Origin of the sequence: Bacillus sp. E214, from assembly GCF_008087365.1 — a bacterium.
In the GTDB taxonomy this organism is placed as follows: Bacteria; Bacillota; Bacilli; order Bacillales; family Pradoshiaceae; genus Pradoshia.
Map to the genome: position 1 here is coordinate 533,917 of NZ_VENN01000002.1, position 26,042 is coordinate 559,958.

The 26,042-nt window shown below is 38.5% G+C and carries 25 protein-coding genes, 2 riboswitches and 1 other annotated feature; of the genes, 23 read left to right on the forward strand and 2 right to left on the reverse strand.

What is annotated here, in order from left to right; all coding sequences use genetic code 11:
- The first annotated feature begins 134 nt into the window (after positions 1-134).
- The gene (locus FHY47_RS11760; RefSeq protein WP_066106431.1) at positions 135-821 is read left to right on the forward strand and encodes a Crp/Fnr family transcriptional regulator; all 687 of its coding nucleotides are present in this window, start codon (positions 135-137) and stop codon (positions 819-821) included.
- 85 nt (positions 822-906) lie between these two features.
- A complete protein-coding gene (locus FHY47_RS11765; protein ID WP_139892259.1) occupies positions 907-1,530 on the forward strand; it encodes a hypothetical protein in 624 nt (207 codons plus the stop codon).
- A 79-nt stretch (positions 1,531-1,609) separates the two neighbouring features.
- Here FHY47_RS11765 and argS read toward each other — a convergent pair whose 3' ends face one another.
- Complete coding sequence (argS, locus tag FHY47_RS11770; RefSeq protein WP_140461733.1) at positions 1,610-3,295, reverse strand: arginine--tRNA ligase; 1,686 nt, start codon at positions 3,293-3,295, stop codon at positions 1,610-1,612.
- Positions 3,296-3,347: 52 nt separating this feature from the next.
- Positions 3,348-3,558: a binding site (T-box leader), on the reverse strand.
- 142 nt (positions 3,559-3,700) lie between these two features.
- On the opposite strand from argS, the gene argR reads away from it, so the two are divergent.
- The 5 genes from argR (at position 3,701) to arcC (ending at position 9,172) form a co-directional block, all read left to right on the forward strand.
- Entirely contained in the window at positions 3,701-4,156 is a 456-nt protein-coding gene (gene argR / locus FHY47_RS11775) for an arginine repressor (RefSeq protein ID WP_066106440.1), read from the forward strand.
- Between the two features lie 231 nt (positions 4,157-4,387).
- A complete protein-coding gene (gene arcA, locus FHY47_RS11780) occupies positions 4,388-5,620 on the forward strand; it encodes an arginine deiminase (RefSeq protein WP_066106443.1) in 1,233 nt (410 codons plus the stop codon).
- Positions 5,621-5,668: 48 nt separating this feature from the next.
- On the forward strand, positions 5,669-6,679 hold the full coding sequence (argF, locus tag FHY47_RS11785; RefSeq protein WP_066106447.1) for an ornithine carbamoyltransferase: 1,011 nt from the start codon (positions 5,669-5,671) through the stop codon (positions 6,677-6,679).
- A gap of 70 nt (positions 6,680-6,749) precedes the next feature.
- Positions 6,750-8,165, forward strand: coding sequence for an arginine-ornithine antiporter (gene arcD, locus FHY47_RS11790; protein ID WP_066106450.1), 1,416 nt, complete (start codon positions 6,750-6,752; stop codon positions 8,163-8,165).
- A 44-nt stretch (positions 8,166-8,209) separates the two neighbouring features.
- A complete protein-coding gene (gene arcC, locus FHY47_RS11795) occupies positions 8,210-9,172 on the forward strand; it encodes a carbamate kinase (RefSeq protein ID WP_066106453.1) in 963 nt (320 codons plus the stop codon).
- 101 nt (positions 9,173-9,273) lie between these two features.
- Here the strand turns inward: arcC and FHY47_RS11800 are convergent, their stop codons facing one another.
- The gene (locus FHY47_RS11800) at positions 9,274-9,402 is read right to left on the reverse strand and encodes a YuzL family protein (RefSeq protein WP_077248114.1); all 129 of its coding nucleotides are present in this window, start codon (positions 9,400-9,402) and stop codon (positions 9,274-9,276) included.
- A gap of 179 nt (positions 9,403-9,581) precedes the next feature.
- On the opposite strand from FHY47_RS11800, the gene FHY47_RS11805 reads away from it, so the two are divergent.
- From FHY47_RS11805 to sufU, 16 genes are all read left to right on the forward strand, one after another.
- Positions 9,582-11,972 (forward strand): 3-hydroxyacyl-CoA dehydrogenase/enoyl-CoA hydratase family protein, encoded by a 2,391-nt coding sequence (locus tag FHY47_RS11805; RefSeq protein ID WP_395940469.1) that lies wholly within the window; start codon positions 9,582-9,584, stop codon positions 11,970-11,972.
- 37 nt (positions 11,973-12,009) lie between these two features.
- Entirely contained in the window at positions 12,010-13,188 is a 1,179-nt protein-coding gene (locus tag FHY47_RS11810; RefSeq protein ID WP_140461732.1) for an acetyl-CoA C-acetyltransferase, read from the forward strand.
- Between the two features lie 66 nt (positions 13,189-13,254).
- Positions 13,255-15,039: an acyl-CoA dehydrogenase family protein gene (locus tag FHY47_RS11815; RefSeq protein WP_148630703.1), complete on the forward strand. Its 1,785-nt coding sequence runs from the start codon at positions 13,255-13,257 to the stop codon at positions 15,037-15,039.
- Positions 15,040-15,181: 142 nt separating this feature from the next.
- On the forward strand, positions 15,182-15,535 hold the full coding sequence (locus FHY47_RS11820; protein ID WP_066106466.1) for an arsenate reductase family protein: 354 nt from the start codon (positions 15,182-15,184) through the stop codon (positions 15,533-15,535).
- A 72-nt stretch (positions 15,536-15,607) separates the two neighbouring features.
- Positions 15,608-15,991, forward strand: a complete 384-nt coding sequence (gcvH, locus tag FHY47_RS11825; RefSeq protein ID WP_066106469.1) for a glycine cleavage system protein GcvH — start codon at positions 15,608-15,610, stop codon at positions 15,989-15,991.
- A 170-nt stretch (positions 15,992-16,161) separates the two neighbouring features.
- Complete coding sequence (locus tag FHY47_RS11830) at positions 16,162-16,557, forward strand: toprim domain-containing protein (RefSeq protein ID WP_066106472.1); 396 nt, start codon at positions 16,162-16,164, stop codon at positions 16,555-16,557.
- Entirely contained in the window at positions 16,532-16,813 is a 282-nt protein-coding gene (locus FHY47_RS11835; RefSeq protein ID WP_140461729.1) for a thioredoxin family protein, read from the forward strand. The genes FHY47_RS11830 and FHY47_RS11835 overlap by 26 nt, the downstream gene beginning before the upstream one ends.
- A gap of 277 nt (positions 16,814-17,090) precedes the next feature.
- Positions 17,091-17,199: riboswitch (SAM riboswitch) on the forward strand.
- 87 nt (positions 17,200-17,286) lie between these two features.
- Positions 17,287-18,606: an O-acetylhomoserine aminocarboxypropyltransferase/cysteine synthase family protein gene (locus FHY47_RS11840; protein ID WP_066106478.1), complete on the forward strand. Its 1,320-nt coding sequence runs from the start codon at positions 17,287-17,289 to the stop codon at positions 18,604-18,606.
- Between the two features lie 94 nt (positions 18,607-18,700).
- Positions 18,701-18,812, forward strand: a riboswitch (SAM riboswitch).
- Positions 18,813-18,925: 113 nt separating this feature from the next.
- On the forward strand, positions 18,926-19,957 hold the full coding sequence (locus tag FHY47_RS11845) for a methionine ABC transporter ATP-binding protein (RefSeq protein WP_066106481.1): 1,032 nt from the start codon (positions 18,926-18,928) through the stop codon (positions 19,955-19,957).
- Complete coding sequence (locus FHY47_RS11850) at positions 19,954-20,622, forward strand: methionine ABC transporter permease (protein WP_066106484.1); 669 nt, start codon at positions 19,954-19,956, stop codon at positions 20,620-20,622. Before FHY47_RS11845 ends, FHY47_RS11850 begins: the two co-directional genes overlap by 4 nt.
- Before the next feature lie 13 nt (positions 20,623-20,635).
- The gene (locus tag FHY47_RS11855) at positions 20,636-21,469 is read left to right on the forward strand and encodes a MetQ/NlpA family ABC transporter substrate-binding protein (protein WP_066106487.1); all 834 of its coding nucleotides are present in this window, start codon (positions 20,636-20,638) and stop codon (positions 21,467-21,469) included.
- Positions 21,470-21,751: 282 nt separating this feature from the next.
- On the forward strand, positions 21,752-21,904 hold the full coding sequence (locus FHY47_RS18975; RefSeq protein ID WP_175354290.1) for a YuzK family famiily protein: 153 nt from the start codon (positions 21,752-21,754) through the stop codon (positions 21,902-21,904).
- Between the two features lie 359 nt (positions 21,905-22,263).
- Positions 22,264-23,049, forward strand: coding sequence for a Fe-S cluster assembly ATPase SufC (gene sufC, locus FHY47_RS11860; protein ID WP_066106490.1), 786 nt, complete (start codon positions 22,264-22,266; stop codon positions 23,047-23,049).
- A 17-nt stretch (positions 23,050-23,066) separates the two neighbouring features.
- Positions 23,067-24,371: a Fe-S cluster assembly protein SufD gene (gene sufD / locus FHY47_RS11865; protein ID WP_066106498.1), complete on the forward strand. Its 1,305-nt coding sequence runs from the start codon at positions 23,067-23,069 to the stop codon at positions 24,369-24,371.
- Positions 24,371-25,600: a cysteine desulfurase gene (locus FHY47_RS11870; protein WP_140461728.1), complete on the forward strand. Its 1,230-nt coding sequence runs from the start codon at positions 24,371-24,373 to the stop codon at positions 25,598-25,600. Before sufD ends, FHY47_RS11870 begins: the two co-directional genes overlap by 1 nt.
- Positions 25,590-26,024 carry a Fe-S cluster assembly sulfur transfer protein SufU gene (sufU, locus tag FHY47_RS11875; RefSeq protein WP_066106504.1) on the forward strand — a complete coding sequence of 145 codons (435 nt, stop codon included), beginning with the start codon at positions 25,590-25,592 and terminating at the stop codon, positions 26,022-26,024. The genes FHY47_RS11870 and sufU overlap by 11 nt, the downstream gene beginning before the upstream one ends.
- The last annotated feature ends 18 nt before the right edge of the window (positions 26,025-26,042 follow it).

A 26,042-nucleotide genomic window follows, 5' to 3' on the forward strand; every position in this document is an offset into this window, starting at 1 on the left:
AAATAAGGTTAAGTAGAATCTTGCCTTAAAGGGATTTTTATATTGTTATCAGCTCTAAACATATTTTGTTTGCAAGCTGAATTTAATAGAAGAATTGATAGTAAACTGAACAATACATATAAGTGGGTGTTCGAATGAAAGCAAAAGCAATTCAATTATTAAGACAAGTTGACCTATTTTCGTGCTTATCAGAAAAAGAGATAAAAGAACTGGAGCCTTTTATATATGAAAGAACATATAAGAAGGGTCAATATCTATTTTTTGAAGGAGATCCGAGACTCAGGATATATATATTGCTTGAAGGCTTTGTTATGCTTGAAAAATCGAATCAACAGGGTAGCTTATTATATACAAGTTACGTCAAAAAGAACACGGTCTTTCCTTATATGGGCTTATTTAAAAATGAGGACTACAATCACAGTGCCGTTGCAGAAACAGATATTCGGGTCTTCTATATGGTAGCGGATGCATTCGAAAGTATTGTGGCAAAAAACTCTGCACTTCTTAAAAAAGTAATCCTACAAGTCAATGAGTTGCTTGCGGTACAAGAAAATCGAGTTAAAAACGTTATGACCCCTAGTGCACATGTAAGAGTGTTGAATACGATTGATTATTTAATGAATGATTTGGGTGAAGAAGAATCAGGGGTCATTCGTATTAACTGTCCGATTACAACAACCAAAATTTCTGTTATGTCCGGAACCTCCAGAGAAACCGTAAGTATGGTCGTAAATAAATTAAAGAAGGATCAGATTCTATCCATAAAAGATCGAATGCTTCATATTCATAAACCTGAATATTTTGAAGAAGAAGTTATATGAGGAAAATTTATGAACTGATTAATTGAAAATCTCTCCATCTCCCTACTATAATAGGAATATTATACTAAAGGGATGGAGGGGTAATGTGATCAAAACTTCCTATCATACACTGGGAGCAGTTATATTTATTTGGGGGTTAGTATTACAACTGAAATGGCCCGGTCAGGATGAAACTATAGGCCATCAACTGTTTCAAGCGTACTCTATTCCTGTTACAGCCGAGATTGGGGTCTCTTATGTTTGGATTGTATCCATTATCATTCAGGTCAGCGGAATCTTGTTATTTTTGAAATGGCTATTTATGGAGCATCCTCAGATTTTAAAGAAATATATGAAATTTGAACCGGTATTCTTGGTTGTCTTATTGTTTGCTATTCCTTTTGTAATTAACAGTCTATTAAGTACTTCTGCCAAAACGTATATTTATGCTGCTGAGAATGGAGCTAATGCTATAGAATATTTGGAAAGCGAATGTACAATAGAAGAGCAGGATGAAGGTAATCTGTATGAATGCAAAATTATACTGCAAAATTATGAGCATCAATCACAGCAGGTAACGTTGCATTTTCCTGTTTCCGATTCGGTAAAGAAAGAAAAACAAGTAACAGCTTATTTACAGGTTCATGAAAAAAAAGAGATTAGAGTGCAATTTACAGCTGATGAATTAGCCGCTTTCGAAGGGGTACCTGAATTTACAATTCAATCATAATGGTCTTAATAGAAAATATCGGAGAACCGTGTATCATAGAAGCGGTTCTCCGATATTTTTTATTGAAGGTTAGCTGGGATTACATTTCCTGCGGTGCTTCCATTCCTAATAAATGCATGCCTTCTTCAAGAACGATGGTAATTGATTTTATTAAAGCCAAGCGATTTTGCAATTCACTGTCATTCTCTAATATGCGTATATGTCCATAATAGCGATTAAATGATTGAGCCAAGTCAATCAAGTATTTAGCAATAACGGATGGCTCCATTTTTTTGAAAGACCGCTCAATCACGGATGGAAATGCCAGCAAATGCTTTACAATATCAAAGCTATATTCATCACTCAAGCCTGCTGATGCACTAGCAGGAGTAAAGGCCTTTCTAAGAATAGAATGGGCACGAGCATTTGTATATTGTAAATAGGGACCAGTTTCACCTTCAAATTTTAGGATGTCTTCGAGCGAGAATTCAATATTATTCATACGGTCATTTTTCAAATCGTTGAATATAACAGCTCCTACGCCTACTTGTCTTGCAACCTCATCTTTGTTATTTAAATCAGGATTTTTATTCTCAATATTCTTACGAGCAAGCTCGATTGATTCGGCCAGCACTTCCTCGAGGAGGACCACTCTTCCTTTACGAGTCGACATTTTTTTGCCGTCTTTCATAATCATTCCGAATGGTACATGTGAAATGTCGTCAGCCCAGTCAAATCCAAGTTTCTTTAAAACAGCTTTAAGCTGTTTAAAATGTAAGGATTGTTCATTTCCGACTACATATACAGCCTTGGCAAAGTCGTAGGTACGGTAACGGTATAAAGCAGCTGATAAATCCCGTGTTACATAAAGAGTCGCACCATCGGATTTTTTGATTAAACAAGGTGTTAATCCCTCTTCCTCTAATTTGACTACCATGGCACCCTGATCTTCTACAAGCAGGCCGCTATTCTCAATTATTTCTATAACCTCTGCCATCTTATCATTATAAAAAGCTTCCCCATTAAAAGAGTCGAATTGAATGCCAAGCAGCTCATATATTTTCTCGAATTCCTTCAGGGATTCTTCTTTGAACCATTTCCATAATTTCGTGGCTTCTTCGTCCCCATCTTCCAGCTTTTTGAACCAGTCACGTCCCTGTTGCTCTAGCTCAAGTTCTGTTTCGGCTTTTTCATGAAAGATAATATATAACTTTAAAAGTTCGCTGATGGGACTCTTTTTAACTTTTTCTTCATTTCCCCAAGCTTTATAGGCTACAATTAATTTTCCGAATTGAGTGCCCCAATCACCAATGTGATTAATTTTAACAGGGGTATAACCGCATTTTTTAATAATATTGGCTATAGAGGCTCCGATTACTGTGGAGCGAAGGTGCCCCATCGAAAAGGGCTTGGCGATATTGGGTGAAGACATATCAATTGCGATATTTTCACCATGTCCAAGAGAAAGTGTGCCGTACTGATGTTGATCAGTTAATATCGTATTCATTACTCTTTCACTGATAGACTTTTTATCGAGGAAAAAGTTAACATACGGTCCAATAGCTTTTACATCCTCATAACGTTCATCCTTTAGTTGGTCAGCTAATGTTACTGCAATTTTCTGCGGAGATTGCTTCCACAGTTTTGCGAGAGTGAAACAGGGAAATGCCAAATCTCCATGCTCTTTGTTCTTTGGGGTTTCGACCAAAGACAAGCATGTTTCAAGATTTAAGTCACCTTTTAGTACTTCATTCATATGAGAAGCTACATCTAGTTTTATATCCATATCCTCAGCCTCCAGTAAAATATAATAAAAAAAGCCCGCCTCTTAAAAATCTTTAAGAGACGGGCTGTAAACCCGCGGTACCACTCTGCTTGTTCTAATGAACCACCTTAACTTTATAACGGAAAAGTCCGGCCCAAACTACTAAAGTTGTTCGAATGAGCATTTCAGAAGGGCGTTCCTTAAAACCATTAATACCAGGCTCTCACCATTCCCGGCTCGCTATAATTTGTATTTTAAGTACTATTCTTCATCATAAATATTATCTTTATTATTTTATATACAAATAGTATAGAAATTCCGAATAGAAAGTCAATACAAAATATTCTTTTGTATGAATATATTGCTCATCTATGCACAAATGAGTATAAATAGAATTATAGAACTTAGTAAAAGGAGTATTTTATTATGAATAAGGAAAAAAGACTCGCTATTATTAAGCAGGTAATTCAGAATAATGAAATTAAAACTCAGGAACAGCTGGTCGAAGAATTATCTAAGCAAGGGTTGCATATTACACAAGCCACCATTTCTCGAGATATCCGGGAATTAAGCCTGGTAAAATATCCATCTAAGACCGGAGGGACGAAGTATGGATTTATCGGAGATCATAAGTACAATGACACAATGAAACTACGTAAAAAAATGCAAGACGCATTATTAAATATTGAAAGAATAGAATATTTTATTATCCTAAAAGTATTACCTGGCCATGCCCACTCATTTGGGGCAATTTTAGATGAACTTGAGTGGGAAGAGAAGGCGGCAACTATATGTGGGAATGATACCTGTATGATTATTTGCCGTACAATCCATCAAGCAGAGGCCCTGGAAGAAAGGTTAAGAACAGTTGCAAATTTATAAGAAATATTTTTTTATATTTCAAGTATGATATGCAAAAAAATATACATAGTTATGCGAAATAATAGGAAATTAAAAATAATTAATTGAATATTCATACATAAACTTTTCTATTTAAAGAGATTTATGTGAGGATTTACACATTTTTTGTGTGTAAAAAATCACAAATCTCTTTTTTTCGTTCCTTTACACTAAAAATGTAAGAAAAATAAGGTGTGCAGGAGGAAAGGCAATATGACAAATCCAATTCATGTTACTTCTGAAATCGGCACTTTAAAAACTGTAATGTTAAAGCGTCCCGGAAAAGAAGTAGAAAATCTTACTCCGGAATATCTGGAGAGACTATTGTTTGATGATATTCCTTATTTGCCGATTATTCAGGAAGAGCACGATTATTTTGCTAATACACTAAGAGATCAAGGAATAGAAGTTTTATACCTTGAGAAGCTTGCTGCAGAATCTCTTACAAATCCTGAAGTGAAAGAGGAATTTGTTAGCCGCATGCTTGAAGAAAGCAATGCAAAGGTACAGGGTACATTTGAAAATCTTAAAGAGTATTTATTATCATTTTCAAATGAAGACATGGTTGACAAAATTATGTCCGGTATCCGCAAAAATGAACTGGAGATCAGCAAAAAAACACATTTGTATGAATTGATGGAAGACCATTATCCATTCTATACAGATCCAATGCCAAACCTGTATTTTACGCGGGACCCGGCAGCAGCTATCGGAAACGGTTTAACAATTAATAACATGCGCGAACCTGCAAGACGCAGAGAGTCCATGTTCATGGAATATATTATCAAGCATCATCCACGTTTTGCTGGTAAAGATGTTCCTGTATGGCTTGACCGTACTTATCATAACCCAATTGAGGGGGGAGATGAACTGGTATTAAGCCCAGAAGTAGTCGCAATCGGTGTTTCAGCAAGAACATCTGCTAAAGCAATCGAAAAATTCGCGCTTAGCATCTTGAATAAACAAAATCAATTCAAGAAAGTAATAGCTATTGAAATACCTAGCTGCCGTGCATTCATGCACCTGGATACTGTATTTACAATGGTAGACTACAATAAATTTACAATGCATCCGATGATTCAGGGACCTGGCGGTAAAATGAATATTTACATCCTTGAAAAAGGCGCTGATGAATTTAATGTAAATATCACACACCGTACTGACATTAAAGAGACTTTAAAAGAAGTGCTTAACTTGCCTGAACTTGAAATCATCCTTTGTGGTGACGGAGATGAAATCGCAGCTCCACGTGAACAGTGGAATGATGGTTCCAATACACTGGCGATTGCACCTGGTGTAGTTGTTACATATGACCGTAACTATATCTCAAACGAGTGCTTACGCAAACATGGTGTAAAAGTTATTGAAATCAAAAGCTCTGAATTGTCTCGTGGCCGTGGGGGCCCACGCTGCATGAGCATGCCTCTAGTACGTGAAGACATTTAATAAAAGATTTAGTTGATTAAAAGGTTATCGTTGGAGGGAGTATATAAAATGATTAAAACAAGACCAGACCTTAAAGGTAGAAGTTTCTTGGCTGAGAAAGATTTCACTGAAGAAGAATTCTTACACATGATTGATTTTGCTGCTGAGTTAAAGGAAAAGAAAAAACAAGGCATTCCTCACCGTTATATGGAAGGTAAAAATATTGCCTTATTATTTGAAAAACCATCAACTCGTACACGTTGTGCTTTTACGGTAGCTTGTACTGATTTAGGCGCTCATCCTGAGTATCTTGGAAAAGATGATATCCAACTTGGAAAAAAAGAATCTATTGAAGATACTGCTAAAGTTTTAGGCCGTATGTTTGATGGTATCGAATTCCGTGGCTTTGAACATGCAAAAGTGGAATCTTTGGCTGAGCACTCCGGAGTTCCTGTATGGAATGGTCTTACAGATTTATGGCATCCAACTCAAACTTTAGCGGACTTCTTAACAGTGAAAGAAAATGTAGGCCACTTAAAAGGCGTTAAATTCGTATACGTTGGGGATGGCCGTAACAACGTAGCAAACAGCTTACTTGTCGGCGGTGCAAAAGTTGGTATGGATGTACGTATCTGTTCACCGGAATCTTTATTCCCAGAAGCATCTATTGTTGAACTTGCTAAGGAATTAGCAAAAGAGTCCCAAGGCCGTGTAACAATCACATCTAATGTTGAAGAGGCAGTATCCGGCGCTGATGTTATCTACACAGATGTTTGGGTATCAATGGGAGAAGAAGACAAGTTCGCAGAACGTATCGCTTTATTAGCTCCATATCAAGTGAATATGGATATGATCAAAATGACTGGAAATGACAACGTGATCTTCTTACACTGCTTACCGGCATTCCATGACTTAGAAACTTCTTATGGTCGTGCGATTCATGAAGAGCACGGATTAGCTGAAATGGAAGTTACAGATGAAGTCTTCCGCAGCAAGCATTCCAAAGTATTTGATCAAGCTGAAAACAGAATGCATACAATCAAATCTGTAATGGCATTGACATTAGGAAATATTGAATAAGTAGATGAGCAGGGAATTGGTTCTACACAATTCCCTGCTACCATTATCAAATTAACGAGGTGAAGAAAAAATGGCAGAAGATAAAAAGATTGGCTTATTTGCCTTAATTGCCATTGTTATAGGTTCTATGATTGGAGGAGGAGCATTTAACCTTGCTTCAGATATGGCTGGTGCAGCTTCTCCCGGTGCAATTATTTTAGGATGGACAATTACTGGTATAGGGATGGTCGCGCTAGCGTTATCTTTCCAAAACTTGAATGATAAAAGACCGGATCTTGATGGTGGAGTTTACAGCTATGCTTCAGCTGGATTTGGTAAATTTATGGGATTCAACAGTGCTTGGGGTTACTGGCTGTCTGCATGGTTAGGTAACGTAGCATACGCTACACTTTTGTTCTCTTCCATTGGTTACTTTATCCCTATGTTTGAAGGTGGACAAAACATAGCTGCAATCATTGGTGCCAGCGTATTGCTATGGGCTGTGCATGCTTTAGTTTTACGAGGAGTTCACTCAGCAACACTTGTAAATACAATAACAACAATTGCAAAATTAGTTCCTATTTTCCTATTTATCATTATTGGTATTTTTGCTTTTAATGCGGATATTTTCTTAGACGACTTCTGGGGAACTGGTGCTGGCTTCAAATTTAGTGATGTTATGTCCCAAACAAAGAGCACTATGCTTGTAACACTTTGGGTGTTCATTGGGGTTGAAGGAGCGGTTGTTTTATCCAGCCGTGCGAAAGACAAAAAGGATGTTGGTAAAGCGACTGTCATTGGTTTGATTAGTACGTTAATCATTTACGTATTAATTAATATTATGTCTATCGGTGCAATGAATCGTGCAGAAGTAGCCGGTTTGGCTAATCCGTCTATGGCATATGTGTTTGAAGAAATGGTAGGTCCATGGGGAGCAACATTCATCAATCTTGGATTAATAGTCTCTGTCCTAGGTGCTTGGTTGGGCTGGACATTGCTGGCATCCGAGATTCCTTACTTAGCAGGTAAGGATAAATTATTCCCTAAATGGTTTGCAAAAGTTAATAAAAATGGGGCTCCGTCTAATTCTTTATGGATTACAAATGGTCTGATTCAAGTGTTCCTATTGACATTCCTTGTATCTGAGCAAGCTTATAACTTTGCATTTTCATTGGCATCTTCAGCTATTTTAATTCCGTATGCATTTACAGCATTCTATCAATTGAAATATTCCTTACAAGATACTGCCGCAGATCGCGTGAAAAACATTATTGTTGGTATTGTGGCAAGTGTATATGGTGTTTGGATGGTTTATGCAGCCGGTATTGGATACTTACTATTAACTATGCTTTTATATGCACCAGGTATCCTGATTTACAGAGCTGTACAGAAAGAAGCGAATATTAAACAAGTATTTACGAAAACAGAATTGGCTATTGCAGCAGCGTTTGTTGTATTTGCCGGTATGGCGATTGTTGGATTGATCAATGGAACTATTTCCATTTAATGAGTTCTAAATACAGACTGATTTTTGGAGGTATTGAATCAACTATGGAAAGAAAAAAAGTAGTGATAGCTTTAGGCGGTAATGCCATTCAATCCGGAGATGCCAGTGCAAAGGCTCAACAGCTGGCACTAGAAAAGACAGCTGAACAGCTTGCAACGCTTGTTGAAAATGGAATGGATATTATCATTTCGCATGGTAATGGTCCACAAGTAGGAAATATCCTTCTTCAGCAAAAAGCGGCTGATTCAGAGAAAAATCCAGCAATGCCACTTGATACTTGCGGAGCGATGTCACAAGGTATGATTGGATACTGGTTGGAAAATGCCATGGACAAAGCCCTAAGCAAAAGAGGAATTCATAAAGATGTAGTGGGCATTGTAACAAGGGTCGTAGTTGATGAAAACGATGGCGCCTTCAAGAATCCTACAAAACCGATTGGTCCTTTTTATACAGAAGAGGAAGCGATGAAATTGATCCAGGAGACTGGTGCTTCCTTTAAGGAAGATGCAGGCAGAGGTTGGAGAAGAGTCGTTCCTTCACCGAAACCGGTCAGCATCCTGGAGCATAAGAGCATTAATAGTCTTGTGGAAAGTGGAAAAATTGTTATTTCTACAGGAGGCGGCGGTATCCCAGTTATGCAATCTGACGACGAGTTGATTGGTGTTGAGGCAGTAATCGACAAGGATTTTGCTTCTGAGAAGTTAGCAGAATTAGTGGATGCAGACTCATTAATTATTTTGACTGCTGTAGACAATATCTACATAAACTACAATCAGCCTAATCAGCAAAAACTGGAATCTATTTCAACCAATGAAATAAAGGCATTGGCTGAAGAAGGTCACTTTGCACCGGGCAGTATGCTTCCTAAAGTAGAAGCTGCTATTCAATTTGCAGAATCAAGACCTGGCCGTACTACTATTATTACATCTCTCGAAAAAGCATTAGATGCATTGAAAGGAAATGCGGGAACGATTATATCTATGCAGGAAGAGACAGTAATGGCATAATGATGAAACACATACCCCAAATCATTAGATTTGGGGTATTTTATGTGCGTTTAATAGGAGCGAAAAAGTACGCCTTGTACATAGTATAAAACAGGTGCAGACTATTTTTTAAACTGGTTATTTTGGCTGTTTACCTTATTATAATGTTTTTCATGGTGCGGACCAGCATTGCCTTTTACACTTGCCGCACTGACTCCTTCTTTGCTTGGATTCTTTTTAAGCTTCGCCATTAAATTCACCTCCAGTAGTAGTTTGACCAAATAAAAACTTTCTAACAAATTACCATTTTTATGGCTTTTTTAATTGCGGAATTTTCGAAAATCTTTTATAGTTAAAGATGTAGGATTTTTATTCCATATTTTTTTGTCATAAAAATGAATGAGTATTCATTCAAATTAAAGGGGGATTAATGTTGAACCTTAAAATTAAAAAAGTAGCTGTACTTGGATCAGGTGTCATGGGTTCAGGGATTGCAGCACATTTAGCCAACATTGGAATTCCGGTTAAGCTATTGGATATTGTTCCAAGAGAACTTACCGCGGATGAGGGAAAAAAGGGGCTAACTCTTGAAGACAAGCAAGTCCGTAATCGATTGGCTCAAATGTCCATTCAAAAACTACTTAAACAAAAACCTGCACCGTTAACCTCCAAGAAAAATTTATCTTTAATTGAGCCAGGAAACTTTGAAGACGACTTGTCAAAAATTAATGATTGCGACTGGATTATTGAGGTCGTTGTTGAAAGACTTGATATTAAACAAAGTGTGTTTTCACAAATTGACGAATATAGAAAGCCGGGCAGTATTATTAGTTCAAATACATCCGGAATTTCCATTGAGGCAATGGCGGAAGGGCGTTCAGAAGATTTCCGCAAACATTTCCTTGGCACTCATTTCTTTAATCCACCTAGATATTTAAAGCTTTTGGAAATTATCCCGACAGAAGCAACATCGCCTGAAATAGTTAAAGCGATGAAACAATTTGGAGAAGATGTTTTAGGAAAAGGGGTTGTAATTGCTAAAGATACCCCGAATTTTATCGGTAATCGCATTGGGACTTACGGTTTATTGGTAACTGTTCGTGAAATGATGGAGCGCGGCTACAGTGTCGGGGAAGTAGATTCTGTAACTGGTCCTTTAATTGGCCGTCCAAAGAGTGCAACCTTCCGTACGCTGGATGTAGTGGGACTGGATACATTCGCGCATGTAGCTAAAAATGTTTATGACAATGTAGATAATGAGGAAGAAAAATCTGTATTTGAAGTACCTGAATTTATGAAAAAGATGCTTGATAACGGCTGGTTGGGAAGTAAGTCAGGGCAGGGATTCTTCCTGAAAAAAGGGAAAGAAATACTGGAGCTTGACCCATCCACTTTGGAATATGTAGAGCGTAAAAAGCTAAAAGCACCTTCGCTTGATATGGTAAAGCAGGAGAAAGGCGCCGCGAGAAAATTGAAAGCGCTTATTTATGCGAAAGATCGTGTCGGTGAATTGCTATGGAATGTAATCAGCCCTACTTTACTCTATTCAGCAGAACTACTTGGCGACATTGCCGATGATATTGTTGCAATCGATCAGGCCATGAAATGGGGATTCGGTTGGCAGCTTGGACCATTTGAAACCTGGGATGCAATTGGCCTAGAGAAATCCGTTGCCAGGATGCAGGAGGAAGGACGCAATATTCCTGAATGGATCACACAAATGATTGAAAACGGTAACACAACCTTCTATAAAGAAGGGGATAACGGAACCCTTTATTATGCAAATGGTGAATATCAAGAGGTTGAAGTAAACGAAAAAATCATAAATCTGAAGTTGATTAAGAAACAAAAAGGGGTCATTAAGAAAAATAGCGGTGCGAGCCTGATTGATATTGGTAATGGTGTGGCTTTGCTAGAATTCCATTCTCCGAATAATGCGATTGGCTTTGATATTATTCAAATGATCAATTATGCAATTGAAGAAGTGGATAAAAACTACAAAGGATTAGTTATCGGAAACCAGGGCAAAAACTTCTGCGTTGGAGCCAACCTGGCCATGATTTTAATGGAAGTACAGGACGACAATATATTTGATGTAGAAATGATTACACATCAATTCCAGCAAGCAATGATGAATATTAAATACAGCAATAAACCGGTTGTCGCTGCGCCATTTAATATGACGCTTGGCGGAGGAGCTGAAATTTGCTTGCCAGCCGCAAAAATCCAGGCATCATCTGAGTCATATATAGGATTGGTTGAGACGGGTGTCGGTTTGTTGCCTGGCGGAGGCGGAAATAAAGAGCTGTATATTAAACATCTGGATAGCTTACCGAATGGTATTGATTTCGATATTACTAAAGTTGCTATTAAAGTGTTTGAAACGATTGCTACTGCCCAAGTATCTACTTCCGCTGATGAAGCAAGAGAGAATAACTTCCTGAATAGTAACGATGGAATCAGCTTTAATCCGGATCATCAGTTATACGATGCGAAACAGGCTGTTATTGCTTTACATGATACTGGTTATAAGCCACCGGTGCGCAAAAAAATTCCGGTATCAGGAGAACCTGGTTATGCGGCTCTGTTACTAGGAGCGCAATCCATGCTGTATTCAGGCTATATTTCAGAGCATGATTTGAAGATTGCCCAAAAAATTGCCTATGTTTTAGCTGGCGGTAAAGTGCCTTATGGAACAGAAGTAGATGAACAGTATTTACTTGATTTAGAAAGAGAAGCATTTATCAGCCTTGTCCAAGAAGGAAAAACACAGCAGCGCATGCAACATATGCTTGTTAAAGGAAAACCATTACGCAATTAATAGATCCGTATTTTGAGTGATTAAGAGGAGGATTGGCATGAGAGAAGCAGTGATTGTAGCCGGAGCCAGAACCCCGGTAGGCAGAGCCAAAAAAGGAACTCTTGCAAATGTTCGACCAGATGATTTAGGTGCATTAGTAGTAAAGGAAACGCTAAAACGAGCAGAAAATTACGATGGACCAATTGATGATATGATCTTTGGATGCGCTATGCCTGAAGCAGAGCAAGGGCTCAATGTGACTCGTAATATCGGTGCCTTGGCAGGTTTACCATACAATGTACCCGCTATAACGATCAATCGTTACTGTTCATCAGGACTGCAATCCATTGCTTATGGAGCAGAGCGAATTATGCTCGGACATTCTGAAACGGTCATTTCCGGTGGGGTTGAATCGATGAGTATGGTTCCGATGATGGGACATGTAGTTCGTCCCAATTCGAAACTGGCAGAAGCAGCTCCTGAATATTATATGGGTATGGGACATACGGCTGAAGAAGTTGCTAAGAAATTTGGGATTACCCGTGAAGACCAGGATGCCTTTGCAGTACGCAGTCACCAAAAAGCAGCACAGGCCATTCGGGATGGAAAATTTGAAGATGAAATCGTTCCTGTTGATGTCACTTTTCGTCAAGTAGGATCAGACAATAAATTAAAAGAGCGCTCCGTTCAATTTACAACAGATGAAGGAGTACGAGAAGGGACAACAACGGAAGTGCTTGCTAGACTGAGGCCTGCATTTTCACTCACAGGAACAGTAACAGCCGGGAATGCTTCACAAACCAGTGATGGAGCAGCAGCGGTATTACTGATGGATCGGGAAAAAGCCGAGGCGGATGGCTTCAAGCCACTTTTAAAATTTCGTTCTTTTGCAGTCGCAGGAGTGCCACCGGAACTTATGGGAATCGGTCCGGTAGAAGCAATTCCTAAAGCTCTTAAACTGGCAGGCTTAAGTTTATCTGATATTGGATTGTTCGAATTAAATGAAGCGTTTGCTTCCCAATCCATTCAGGTAATTCGTCAACTTGGATTGGATGAGGAGAGGGTGAATGTAAATGGCGGTGCCATTGCATTAGGACATCCACTTGGGTGTACTGGAGCTAAATTAACCTTGAGTCTCCTTCACGAGATGAAACGACGAAATGAGCAATTTGGAGTCGTAACGATGTGTATTGGCGGAGGAATGGGCGCGGCTGGAGTATTTGAATTATTAGCATAAAAAGTTATAAGCGATGAGATGATTGGCAACGAGAGCCCAGTCATCTCTAAATAAGGGGGAAGAAAAATGGCTAATCAAACAGAAGAAGTGTTAAAAGGCGGAGCGTTTTTAATTGAGGATATTGAAGCAGAGAATATGTTTACACCTGAGGACTATACAGATGAGCATAAAATGATTGCAAAAACGACTGAGGATTATTTAGTAAATGAAGTATTGCCTCAGGTGGAATATTTAGAGGATCATGAGTTTGACCGTTCTGTAAAACTATTGAAACAAGCTGGAGAACTGGGTCTATTGGGCGCAGATGTACCGGAGGAATACGGTGGATTAGGCTTGGATAAAGTTAGTTCCGCCCTTATATCAGAAAGACTATCCCGTGCAGGAGGCTTCTCTATTTCTCATGGAGCACATGTTGGTATTGGTTCCTTGCCAATCGTTTTGTTTGGTAACGAAGAACAAAAACAAAAGTACCTTCCATTATTGGCTACCGGGGAAAAGCTAGCAGCCTATGCCTTAACAGAACCAAGCTCAGGCTCTGATGCACTTGGCGCAAAGACAACAGCAAAATTGAATGAAGCAGGAACTCACTATGTCTTAAATGGTGAAAAACAATGGATTACAAATGCAGGCTTTGCTGATGTATTTGTCGTATATGCAAAAATCGACGGTGACAAATTCTCTGCATTTATCGTAGAAAGAGAGTATCCAGGTGTGTCTACTGGACCGGAAGAAAAGAAAATGGGGATTAAGAGCTCTTCAACTAGAACATTAATTCTTGAGGATGCAGAAGTACCTGTTGAGAACCTATTGGGAGAAGCAGGAAGAGGTCATGTAATTGCCTTTAACATTTTGAATATCGGTCGTTATAAATTGGGAGTAGGAGCTGTTGGTGCTTCCAAACGAGGATTTGAATTAGCTGCTACGTATGCTAATCAACGCCAACAGTTTAAAACACCAATCTCTTCATTTAATTTAACAAAAGAAAAGCTCTCTACAATGGCTTCCAAAATATACGCAGCTGAAAGTTCCGTCTATAGGACAGTTGGTTTATTCGAGGAAAGAATGAGCCGCCTAAGTGATGAAGAAGTAAAAGATGGGAAAGAAGTAGCAAAATCAATTGCTGAATATGCAATCGAATGCTCCTTAAATAAGTTCTTTGCTTCCGAGGTTTTAGATTATGTTGTGGATGAAGCGGTTCAGCTTCATGGAGGCTATGGATTTATGGCTGAGTATGAAATTGAAAGAATGTACCGTGATTCTCGTATTAACCGTATATTTGAAGGAACAAACGAAATTAACCGTCTGCTTGTACCAGGTACATTCCTGAAAAAAGCTATAAAAGGTGAATTGCCGTTATTACAAAAAGCACAGGAGCTGTCTGAAGGACTCATGATGCTTATGCCTGAAGAGCCAGGTACAGAGCCGCTTGATCAAGAAAAACATCTTGTGAAAAATGCTAAGAAGATTGGTATTATGATTGCAGGATTGGCTGCGCAAAAATATGGTACTGAGCTGGAAAAAGAACAAGAAATTCTTGTTAATATTGCGGATATTGCTTCTTTCGTTTATGCGATGGAATCAGTTGTTCTTCGTACAGAAAAAGCAATCAAAAAAGATGGCTTAGAAAAGAACAAACAAAAACTTCTTTATACTCAAATCTTCTGCCAGGAAGCATTTGGCGAAATCGAGAAGCATGCTAAAGAAACATTAGTGGCAACAGAAACTGGTGATACATTACGTATGATGACATCAGCTTTACGTAAATTCACACGTTTCACACCAATCAATGTAATCGCACTTAAACGTGAAGCTTCAGAAAAGTTAGTTGATGCTGAGCGTTACACTGTTTAATCCTTTATACTATGGAGGCCTGGTGAAAACCAGGCTTTTTCTTTTCCCGCTATGTTAGACCTGTTACCTTTTCTAGAGCAGAAGTATATCCGTTTAAGATAGATGAAAAAATGTGGTATGCTTCAATTGAGGTGATAAAACGATGATTACATTATACTGGTATCCTAAATGCGGGACATGCAGAAAAGCAAAGAAATGGTTTGATGAAAAGGGAATATCCTATCAAGAAGTTGATATAGCGCAAAATCCTCCATCGAAAGAAGAGCTAGAAATAATTTATCAAAAAAGTGAATTGTCTCTTCAGAAATTTTTTAACACAAGTGGGATGAAATACAGAGAACTTGGGTTAAAAGATAAAGTGAAGGATATGTCTGAAGATGAAATTCTTACCTTGCTTGCATCAGACGGGATGCTAATCAAGCGCCCAATCGCATTTGATGGAGAAAAAGTAACAGTAGGATTCAAAGAGGTAAATTACCAGAAAATCTGGGCATGAAACAATTGTCAAATAACCAGTTTGATGTCATGATAAATAGGAACCATACATACATTTTGGGGGGATTAAATCATGAGCATTCCAGCGGGATTACGTTATACAGCTGAGCATGAATGGGTTAAACAAGAGGATGGTAAGATTCGAATTGGAATAACTGATTTTGCTCAAAAAGAATTGGGAGACATCGTATTTGTGGAACTACCGGAAATAGGTGATCAATTGACCCGTAATGAACCGTTTGGCAGTGTAGAATCAGTTAAGACAGTATCTGAATTGTATGCGCCAATCAGTGGGACAGTTGTTGAAGTAAATGAAGAATTAGCGGATAGTCCAGAATATGTTAATGAATCTCCATATGAAAAAGCATGGATGGTAGTTGTTGAACCATCCGAAATCAGCGAATATGATGAATTAATGGATGCTGGCCAATACGAAACAGCGACTAAAGAAGAGTAGTCAATAGAGGGGAGAAGTTTGGGGTCATTCGTCAGCTTCTTTCCTTTTTATTATGTTTTTAGATCAATTGTTACTTTCCACTATGTTAGGGTAAGATACATATAATGAAAAAGACGAAGGCAATTGTCCAATCACATAGAACGTACTCTCCTAATAAAAGGTGATCAATCATGCAGGATGCTCAAAGTGAGAAAGTAATTATTGTGGAAGGTTCTACCGACCGCCAAAAAATACAATCTGTACTTAACGAATCTGTCGATATAAGATGTACAAATGGAACCATCAGTCTATCGAAAATGGATGAATTAGTAGACGAACTTGAACAGAGAGACGTGTATATTTTGGCTGATGCAGATGAATCCGGAGAAAAGCTGAGAAAACAGTTAAGACGAGAAATGCCAAATGCATCTCACATATATATTGATCGTACATACCGTGAAGTTGCTAATGCGCCAAGATATCATTTAGCAACGGTTCTTTTGGCAGCCAATATAGATGTAAAAGCCGAATTTTTAAAACAAATGAAGGATGTAATGAAAAATGAACAATCAAACCACGATAAATAAAGCGATCTATACTTTTACTCCTCTTTGCGGAACATGTCAATTAGCAGGTAAAATGCTTGATATTGCAAAGGAAGTCCTCCCAAATGCCTCTTTGGAAAAAGTCAATCTTAACTATGCTAAGGAACTTGCAGAAGAATATCAAATTCAAAGTGTACCATGCCTCATTTTAATCAAGGATAACCAGCTAATCGAGAAAATCTATGCCTTCCACTCAGTTCCCTATCTTGTTGATCAATTAAAGAGAATTACAGAATAAGAGCAGTTATTTCTCAGGAAATATGTCGATGAATATTTAACTAGAATCTTTTAAAGGTGCTGTTTCTATTTTACGCTGTCTATGTCAGAAGTTTTAATTGATTTGTAGAATTCTCTATAATAGCCTGTAATCTCAACCGATTAGACGATTGTTAAGTGGCTAACTGGAGGCATTTATTATAGTAAAAGAAGCTCCTCGTTATTTAATTCAAAAATTCTGAATAATCAATTGACTCATATTTTTCCATATGCTATAGTTTTAACAACTTAATACTTTGTTCTTATCAAGAGAGGTGGAGGGACTGGCCCGTTGAAGCCCGGCAACCGGTATTTTTATAATACACGGTGCCAATTCCTGCGGATACAAATAAATCCGGGAGATAAGGAGAGATGGAAAATGCCTGCCTCTTCTTATGTGAAGAGGTTTTTTCATTTACTCACTTCTCTACTTAAAATGAAATGGAGAGATGTAGAATGGCAAATGAAGAAAAGAAGTATCGGTTTGAAACAGTAGGTATACACGGAGGATTGCAGCAGGATTCGGTAACTGGAGCGAGAAGCGTGCCGATTTACCAGACGAATGCTTATTTATTTAAAGACACAGATCATGCTGCGGATTTATTTGGATTAGCTGAGACTGGCTATATTTATACTAGAATCCATAATCCAACTTCAAGTGTATTCGAAGAACGTATAGCAGAATTAGAAGGTGGCATTGGAGCTTTAGCGGTATCAAGTGGTGCTGCAGCTATAACACTCTCAATCCTAAATATTGCGGGAGCAGGTGATGAAATTATCTCTGCGTCCACTCTATACGGCGGAACCTACAATTTATTTGCCAATACTCTCCCTAAGTATGGTATTAACGTAAGGTTCGTGGATCCAAGTGACACTGAAAATTTTAGAGAAGCGATTACATCAAAGACCAAAGCTATTTTTGGAGAAACGATTGGAAATCCAAGCCTGCAGGTTCTTGATATTGAACGGGTGGCGGAAATTGCTCATGAAGCTGGAATTCCGTTAATCATTGATAATACATTTGCAACTCCTTATTTATCCCGTCCGATTGAGTTTGGAGCGGATATCGTCGTACACTCAGCTACGAAATGGCTGCTTGGAAATGGAACCACATTAGGCGGGGTCATAGTCGATGGAGGGAAGTTTGACTGGAATTCATCTAAATTTCCGGGCTTTACTGAACCCGATCCAAGCTATCATGATCTGATTTACAGTGAAGCAATTGGTGCAGCAGCATTTATTGTGAAGGCCAGAGTTCAGCTGTTGAGAGATTTAGGTCCTTCCTTAAGCCCGTACAATGCCTTTCAATTTATTCTCGGATTGGAAACTCTGCATGTGAGGATGAAGGAGCATGTAGCCAATACGAGATTAATAGTTGACTATTTAAAACAGCATCCGGCTGTATCGTGGGTCTTGTATCCAGGAGATTCAGATCACCCTGATTACGAAAAAACGAAGAAATATTTACCCAAAGGTGCTGGAGCAGTCGTTGTTTTTGGAATAAAGGGTGGACGTGAGGCAGGTAAAAAACTGATTGATTCCGTTGAACTGTGGTCCCATGTGGCCAATGTGGGAGATGCAAAGAGCCTAATTATCCATCCGGCAAGCACGACTCATCAGCAACTAAGTGAAGAGGGATTAAAAGCATCAGGTGTACAGGAGGATTTAATCAGACTGTCTGTTGGAATTGAACATGCAGAAGATCTAATTGAAGAATTGGAGCTTGCGATTGAAAAAGCAACAGGTATAGCTTCCACTGAGGTGGTTGTGAAATAAATATTGAACATGCTATGCAGACTTTGGTGTTGACAGTTCTTTCTTCAACATGATAGGATAGCAGACAGTTAGATTTAATTGAATAGTTTAAGTACTCTTATCAAGAGAGGCCGAGGGAAGTGCCCTTTGACGCCCGGCAACCGGCAATCATTTATGATTGAAAAGGTGCCAATTCACACAGGATAATAAATCCTGGGAGATGAGAGAAAGGAACATGTTATAAATAAATCATGCCTTTCTGCCTCCGCAGAAAGGCATTTTTGTTTAACTGAAGTTATTCTTTAATTATAGGTTGATAGAAAGAGCAGGTGAACTTTTCATGATTACATTACGTGATGTATCGAAGACCTTCTCAGGAACATTTAAACGTTCATCAGCTGTCAAAGCAGTGGATCAAGTCTCATTATCTATTGAAAAAGGCGAGATCTTTGGAATTATTGGGTACAGCGGTGCGGGAAAAAGTACCCTCATTAGAATGCTGAACGGTTTAGAGAAGCCAACAGAAGGCAGTGTCTTGGTGGCAGGCAAAGATATGGCTGCTATAAAAGGCGCTGAATTAAGAAAAGCCAGAATGGAAATAAGTATGATTTTTCAACACTTTAATCTCCTCTGGTCAAGGACAGTCAGCGAAAATATAGAGTTTCCTTTAGAAATTGCGGGCGTACCAAGCAAGGTACGTAAAGAAAGAGTGAAGGAACTTGTAAGTCTGGTAGGATTAGATGGCCGTGAAAATGCTTATCCATCTCAGTTGAGCGGCGGTCAGAAGCAGCGGGTCGGTATAGCGCGCGCATTAGCGAACAATCCACAGGTTCTTCTTTGTGACGAGGCGACATCAGCACTTGATCCTCAGACTACAGACGATATTTTGGATTTGCTCGTTGATATAAATAAAAGACTTGGCTTGACAATCGTATTAATTACACATGAAATGCATGTTATTCGTAAAATCTGTCATCGCGTTGCTGTGATGGAGATGGGGAAAGTGGTCGAGAGCGGAAAAGTACTTGATGTATTTAAAAAACCAAATGCTCCGATTACTAAACGATTTGTACAGCAAGTGACTGAGCCAGAAGAAACGAAAGAGACGATTGAGCATTTGCTTGCTGAATATCCGACGGGGAAAGTTGTACAATTATCCTTTATTGGCGAATCAGCTGAAACCCCTGTTTTATCAGAGGTTATCCGCTCTTACAAAATCAATGTAAACATATTACAGGGTAAAATTTCGCAGACTCAGCACGGGTCCTATGGAACGTTATTTATTCATGTAGACGGTGATGCTGCTGAAGTGGCGAAAGCGATTGACTATCTCCACAATCAGGAAATTGGTGTGGAGGTGATTTCAGAATGATGGAAACATTATTACCAAATGTAGTTTGGGAACGAATTTATGAAAAGACATGGGAAACCTTGTATATGACAGGTGTCTCATTAATCGCAACTTTTTTCCTTGGAATTATATTGGGTCTGCTATTATTCTTGACCTCAAAGGGGAATATGTGGGAAAACAAAGTGATTTACGGAATTGTAGGTGCTTTCGTTAACATATTCCGTTCCATTCCATTCATTATTCTAATCGTGTTGTTAATTCCTTTCACAAAGGCATTAGTAGGAAGTATTATCGGTGTCAATGCGGCTTTGCCAGCTTTAATTATAGGTGCTGCTCCATTCTATGCGCGAATGGTTGAGATTGGATTGCGTGAAATTGATAAAGGTGTAATCGAAGCAGCAAGATCGATGGGGGCCACTTCCTTTACAATCATATGGAAGGTGCTAATTCCTGAATCTCTGCCTGCACTTGTTTCTGGTATCACAGTTACGGCAATTGCGCTTGTAGGTTATACAGCGATGGCAGGTATGATTGGTGCGGGCGGACTTGGAAACCTTGCCTATTTGGAAGGGTTTAGCCGCGGACAGACAGATGTCACGATTGTTGCTACTATTTTAGTATTGATTATTGTGTTTATTCTCCAATTTATTGGAGATTTTATAACAAGAAAATTAGATAAGCGCTAGGGAGGAAACCAAAGTGAAAAAGTTATCGTTCATACTTGTTTTAGGATTAACCCTATTATTGGCAGCCTGCGGTGGATCAGGAGATGAATCCAATTCCGGGGACAAAGAACTAAAAACGATTAAAATTGGCGCATCAAATGTTCCACATGCAGAAATATTGGAAGAAGCAGCAACTCTTCTTGAAGAAAAAGGTATTAAACTTGAAGTTGAAGTATTTACAGACTATGTAATGCCGAATAAAGCATTGGAAGATGGCTCAATTGACGCTAACTATTTCCAACACATCCCTTATTTTGAGAGTCAAGTGAAGGATAATGGGTATGATTTCGCCAATGCAGGCGGAATCCATATTGAACCGATTGGTGTTTATTCTAAAAAATACGACAGCCTGGATGACCTACCAAAAGGCGCAAGCATCATTATGAGCAGCTCAGTAGCTGATCATGGACGTATGTTATCTATGCTGGAAACAGAAGGCTTAATAAAGCTAAAAGAAGGCATTGATAAAACTAAAGCAACTGTGGATGATATTGCGGAAAATCCGAAGAATTTAAAGTTTAAAACGGATATTGAAGCACCTATGCTTACGCAGGTTTACAATAATGATGAAGGCGATGCAGTACTGATTAATTCCAACTATGCCATTGAAGCGGATCTTGTACCAGCTGAGGATGCGATTGCATTGGAAAGTGCTGATAATAATCCATACGTAAACATTATTGCTGTTAGATCTGAGGATAAGAATAAGGAAGAAATTAAAACATTGGTTGAAGTTCTTCATTCTAAAGATATCCAGGATTTCATTAATGAAAACTACAAAGGGTCCGTTATCCCATCAAATAAATAATAGACAAAAAAGGTGCAGCTATTCATTTAGCTGCACCTTTTTTGTCATATAATAGGTGTATTATAAGATGCTTTTCCAATGAATTATTTTCTTCTCTGGTATTATTTTTCAGGATAATCAAGGATTTCCTAGAAGAAATACGCAATATCACTTTTAAGATGTGCTCAGTGTGGTATATAGACTTTGAGGGTTCTTCTGCAAAGTGATACCCTTATTATAATAAATGGAAAGGAATGATTCATTATCTTTGACAATCAGTTACAGCTTAGAGTAACAGATGAAATGGAAAAAGCGATGAGGCAGGCACATGGAGTTGGCTATGAAGTTTACAGTCAGAATCTTGAAGTGCGTATGAAAGTAGAAGAGAAGCGTGAACGTAGTTATATGAAGAGTAATCAAATCTTAAATGATGTGAATAGAAGAGTACATGGGTAAATGAATCAAGTGATAAAGTGAATAATTCTAAAAGTGATAATCATAAAAACAGGTAGCGGAAGAAAAATCAATTTCTCCTTCTACCTGTTTTTATGTTTTCAATTAGTGCAAAAATGTTACTGCCGTCTTTAAAATCAGGGTGGTTGGTAAAGATCATGCTGGTTCTTTTCTTTCGTGAAAATTAACATTATAATGTCAGTAAAGCTAAGTATTATGTTAAAATATTATGTCCATTTTATGTAATTTTCTCGTTTCAAAAAGTTGAATCTAGATTTGATTTGTTATAAGATTGTAATGAGAATAAATTGAGAATAGAAATAATCTAAAACTTTAGATGACTATATATTGGAGGTATAAGAATGGCTGGTTCAGTTCTTACAATTAAAGATTTACATGTTTCAATAGAAGGTAAAGAGATTCTTAAAGGGGTAAACCTTGAAGTTAAAGGTGGAGAAATCCATGCAATTATGGGGCCAAATGGTACAGGAAAATCTACATTGTCATCTGCTATCATGGGTCACCCAAAATATGAAGTAACAAGTGGTTCCATCACAATGGACGGTGAAGATGTTCTTGAAATGGAAGTTGACGAACGTGCTCGTGCCGGTCTATTTTTAGCAATGCAATACCCAAGTGAAATTACTGGGGTTACTAATGCCGACTTCATGCGTTCTGCTATTAACAGTAAACGTGAAGAAGGAGACGAAATTTCCTTAATGAAATTCATTAAAGAAATGGATAAAAAAATGGATCTATTAGAAATGGATCAAGATATGGCTCAACGTTATTTAAATGAAGGCTTTTCCGGCGGTGAAAAGAAACGTAATGAAATTCTTCAATTATTAATGCTGCAACCAGCCATTGCGATTCTTGATGAAATCGACTCCGGTTTAGATATTGATGCGCTGAAAGTTGTTTCCAAAGGAATCAACCAAATGAGAAACGAAGATTTTGGCTGCCTAATGATTACTCACTATCAACGCTTATTGAACTACATTACTCCAGATTATGTTCACGTAATGATGCAAGGTAAAATCGTGAAATCCGGTGGAGCAGAACTAGCGCAACGCTTAGAAGCAGAAGGATATGACTGGATTAAAAAAGAATTAGGTATTGAAGACGAAACAGTAGGAATTGAAGCATAAGCAATAGGAGGATCGTTATGACAATCGAAACTACATTACTCGAAAAAGATGTTGTATCATCTTTTTCAAAAGCACATAGTGAGCCTGCCTGGCTTGAAAGCTTCCGTTTAGACGCCCTTTCTGCCTCAGCTGAGCTACCTATGCCGAGACCTGATAAAACGAAGATTGATAAATGGCAATTAGAGGATATGAAAGTGAACTCCGTTACAAGCGAGACATTTACATCTATTGATGAACTTGCTGAAGACGTGAAAAAGCTGATCAATCCTGATGAGAACAGAAGTTTGTATGTACAACGAAACAATACAGCTGCTTATTTGACAGTATCTCAGGAACTTAAAGATAAAGGTGTTATTTTTACAGATATCAGGACTGCTGCTAAAGAACATCCTGAACTTTTGCAAAAATACTTCATGACTACAAGTGTTCCTGTAAAAACGAATAAGCTTACAGCTTTACATGCAGCACTCTTTAATGGTGGAGCTTTTCTTTATATCCCACGCAACGTGGTTATTGAAGAACCCATCCAGGCTATCTTCATGATTGATAATGCGGAGACTGAATTATATAATCACGTACTTGTTGTTGCTGAAGAGAGCAGCTCCGTAACGTACGTTGAAAACTATATTTCATTGGTTGACGGCAAAGAGACTATTGGAAATATCATTTCTGAGGTTATCGTCGGCAACAATGCGGTCGTTAAATATGGTGCAGTTGATACATTATCTAAAGATATGAAAACCTATGTAAACCGTAATGCATATGTAGGAAATGATGGACGAGTGGAATGGGCATTGGGCTTAATGAACGATGGTAATACTATTTCAGAGAATATTACAAACCTACATGGTAATGGTTCATATGGTGATACTAAAACAGTAGTGGTTGGTACTGGTAAACAAACTCAAAACTTTACAACTAAAGTTGTTCATTTTGGTAAAAACTCAAATGGATATATCCTGAAGCACGGTGTTATGAAGGATGAAGCATCCTCCATTTTTAATGGTATCGGTAAGATTGAACATGGTGCCACTAAAGCTGATGCTGTACAGGAATCCAGAGTATTAATGCTTAGTCCGAAAGCACGTGGGGATGCAAACCCTATTCTGTTAATTGATGAAGATGATGTAACAGCTGGACACGCAGCTTCTGTAGGCCGTGTGGATCCAATTCAGCTTTATTATTTAATGAGCAGAGGGATCAGTAAAACAGAAGCAGAACGTTTAATTATCCATGGGTTCCTTGCCCCAGTAGTAAATCAATTACCTGTTGAAGCTGTTAAAAAGCAGTTGACTGAGGTAATTGAAAGGAAAGTTAAATAATGATTCCAACGAATATTAAAGAACTTTTCCCAATTTTAAATGAGAAAGTCAATGGTCATTCATTAGTATATCTGGACAGTGCCGCAACTTCGCAGAAGCCAGCATCCGTTATTCAGACTATTGATGAGTATTACAAGCGGTATAACTCTAATGTACACCGTGGTGTTCACACACTTGGAACGATGGCCACGGATGCTTATGAGGGAGCACGTGAAAAGGTAAGAAAGTTCATTAATGCGAAATCCATCGAAGAAGTTGTCTTTACAAGAGGGACAACGACTTCGATTAATACAATTGCTGCCAGCTACGGGAAAGCTAACCTAAAAGCTGGTGATGAAATTGTTATCAGTATGATGGAACATCATAGTAATATCATTCCATGGCAGCAAGTAGCTAAAGCAACCGGTGCGACATTGAAATATATCCCGCTTGAAGAAGACGGTACTATTTCACTTGAAACAGTCAAAGAAGTGATTACTTCAAACACGAAAATCGTTTCAGTTATGCATGTATCGAATGTGCTTGGTGTCATCAATCCGGTTAAAGAAATTGCGAAAATTGCCCATGAAAATGGAGCAGTAATGGTTGTAGATGGTGCGCAAAGCACTCCGCATTTGAAAGTGGATGTTCAGGATCTTGACTGTGATTTCTTTGCCTTTTCTGCACATAAAATGTGTGGACCAACTGGCATTGGTGTCATGTACGGGAAAAAGGAATACCTCGAGAATATGGAACCAATCGAATTTGGCGGAGAGATGATTGATTTTGTAGGATTGCAGGATTCTACATGGAAAGAGCTGCCTTGGAAATTTGAAGGCGGTACTCCAATCATTGCAGGTGCCATTGGACTTGGAGCTGCAATTGATTTCTTGAATGAGATTGGTCTTGATAATGTAGAGGCGCATGAGCATAAGCTTGCTGCTTATGCACTTGATAAATTATCAAGTATAGAGGGGCTCCAAATCTATGGACCTAAAAATCCGGAATCAAGAGCTGGTGTAGTAACTTTTAACCTTGAGGATGTTCATCCGCATGATGTCGCTACCGTTCTGGATGCAGATGGAATAGCTATTCGTGCCGGGCATCACTGTGCACAACCGCTTATGAAATGGTTAAAAGCTTCGTCTACGGCGAGAGCAAGTTTTTATGTATATAATACAGAACAAGATATCGACCGTTTAGTCGAAGGACTCGTTAAAACAAAGGAGTATTTCAGTAATGGCTTCTAATAATTTAGATACCCTTTACAGGCAAGTGATCATGGATCACTATAAAAATCCACGGAATAAAGGAAGCCTAGAAGACGGCAGTCTTGTGATAGATATGAATAACCCTACTTGTGGAGATCGTATTCATCTTACACTTAAAGTAGAGGATGGTATTGTGCAAGATGCAAAGTTTGATGGAGAAGGTTGTTCCATCTCTATGTCATCAGCTTCCATGATGACTCAAATCGTAAAAGGCAAAAGTAGTGAGGAAGCCTTAAAGCTTGCTGGTATATTTTCGAACATGATACAGGGCAAGGAATATGACGAAGGCGATCTTGATCTTGGTGATATAGAGGCCCTTCAAGGTGTGAGTAAATTTCCAGCACGTATTAAGTGTGCGACACTTGCTTGGAAAGCTATGGAAAAAGGGCTTAACGAAAACTAAAATGACATGTTTTAGCTG

Excerpts from the sequence above, each read along its gene's own strand:
- FHY47_RS11760 (WP_066106431.1), top strand. The coding sequence starts at position 135 with ATGAAAGCAAAAGCAATTCAATTATTAAGACAAGTTGACCTATTTTCG.
- argS (WP_140461733.1), bottom strand. The coding sequence starts at position 3,295 with ATGGATATAAAACTAGATGTAGCTTCTCATATGAATGAAGTACTAAAA.
- argR (WP_066106440.1), top strand. The coding sequence starts at position 3,701 with ATGAATAAGGAAAAAAGACTCGCTATTATTAAGCAGGTAATTCAGAAT.
- arcA (WP_066106443.1), top strand. The coding sequence starts at position 4,388 with ATGACAAATCCAATTCATGTTACTTCTGAAATCGGCACTTTAAAAACT.
- argF (WP_066106447.1), top strand. The coding sequence starts at position 5,669 with ATGATTAAAACAAGACCAGACCTTAAAGGTAGAAGTTTCTTGGCTGAG.
- arcD (WP_066106450.1), top strand. The coding sequence starts at position 6,750 with ATGGCAGAAGATAAAAAGATTGGCTTATTTGCCTTAATTGCCATTGTT.
- arcC (WP_066106453.1), top strand. The coding sequence starts at position 8,210 with ATGGAAAGAAAAAAAGTAGTGATAGCTTTAGGCGGTAATGCCATTCAA.
- FHY47_RS11800 (WP_077248114.1), bottom strand. The coding sequence starts at position 9,402 with ATGGCGAAGCTTAAAAAGAATCCAAGCAAAGAAGGAGTCAGTGCGGCA.
- FHY47_RS11805 (WP_395940469.1), top strand. The coding sequence starts at position 9,582 with ATGTTGAACCTTAAAATTAAAAAAGTAGCTGTACTTGGATCAGGTGTC.
- FHY47_RS11810 (WP_140461732.1), top strand. The coding sequence starts at position 12,010 with ATGAGAGAAGCAGTGATTGTAGCCGGAGCCAGAACCCCGGTAGGCAGA.
- FHY47_RS11815 (WP_148630703.1), top strand. The coding sequence starts at position 13,255 with ATGGCTAATCAAACAGAAGAAGTGTTAAAAGGCGGAGCGTTTTTAATT.
- FHY47_RS11820 (WP_066106466.1), top strand. The coding sequence starts at position 15,182 with ATGATTACATTATACTGGTATCCTAAATGCGGGACATGCAGAAAAGCA.
- gcvH (WP_066106469.1), top strand. The coding sequence starts at position 15,608 with ATGAGCATTCCAGCGGGATTACGTTATACAGCTGAGCATGAATGGGTT.
- FHY47_RS11830 (WP_066106472.1), top strand. The coding sequence starts at position 16,162 with ATGCAGGATGCTCAAAGTGAGAAAGTAATTATTGTGGAAGGTTCTACC.
- FHY47_RS11835 (WP_140461729.1), top strand. The coding sequence starts at position 16,532 with ATGAACAATCAAACCACGATAAATAAAGCGATCTATACTTTTACTCCT.
- FHY47_RS11840 (WP_066106478.1), top strand. The coding sequence starts at position 17,287 with ATGGCAAATGAAGAAAAGAAGTATCGGTTTGAAACAGTAGGTATACAC.
- FHY47_RS11845 (WP_066106481.1), top strand. The coding sequence starts at position 18,926 with ATGATTACATTACGTGATGTATCGAAGACCTTCTCAGGAACATTTAAA.
- FHY47_RS11850 (WP_066106484.1), top strand. The coding sequence starts at position 19,954 with ATGATGGAAACATTATTACCAAATGTAGTTTGGGAACGAATTTATGAA.
- FHY47_RS18975 (WP_175354290.1), top strand. The coding sequence starts at position 21,752 with ATGGAAAAAGCGATGAGGCAGGCACATGGAGTTGGCTATGAAGTTTAC.
- sufC (WP_066106490.1), top strand. The coding sequence starts at position 22,264 with ATGGCTGGTTCAGTTCTTACAATTAAAGATTTACATGTTTCAATAGAA.
- sufD (WP_066106498.1), top strand. The coding sequence starts at position 23,067 with ATGACAATCGAAACTACATTACTCGAAAAAGATGTTGTATCATCTTTT.
- FHY47_RS11870 (WP_140461728.1), top strand. The coding sequence starts at position 24,371 with ATGATTCCAACGAATATTAAAGAACTTTTCCCAATTTTAAATGAGAAA.
- sufU (WP_066106504.1), top strand. The coding sequence starts at position 25,590 with ATGGCTTCTAATAATTTAGATACCCTTTACAGGCAAGTGATCATGGAT.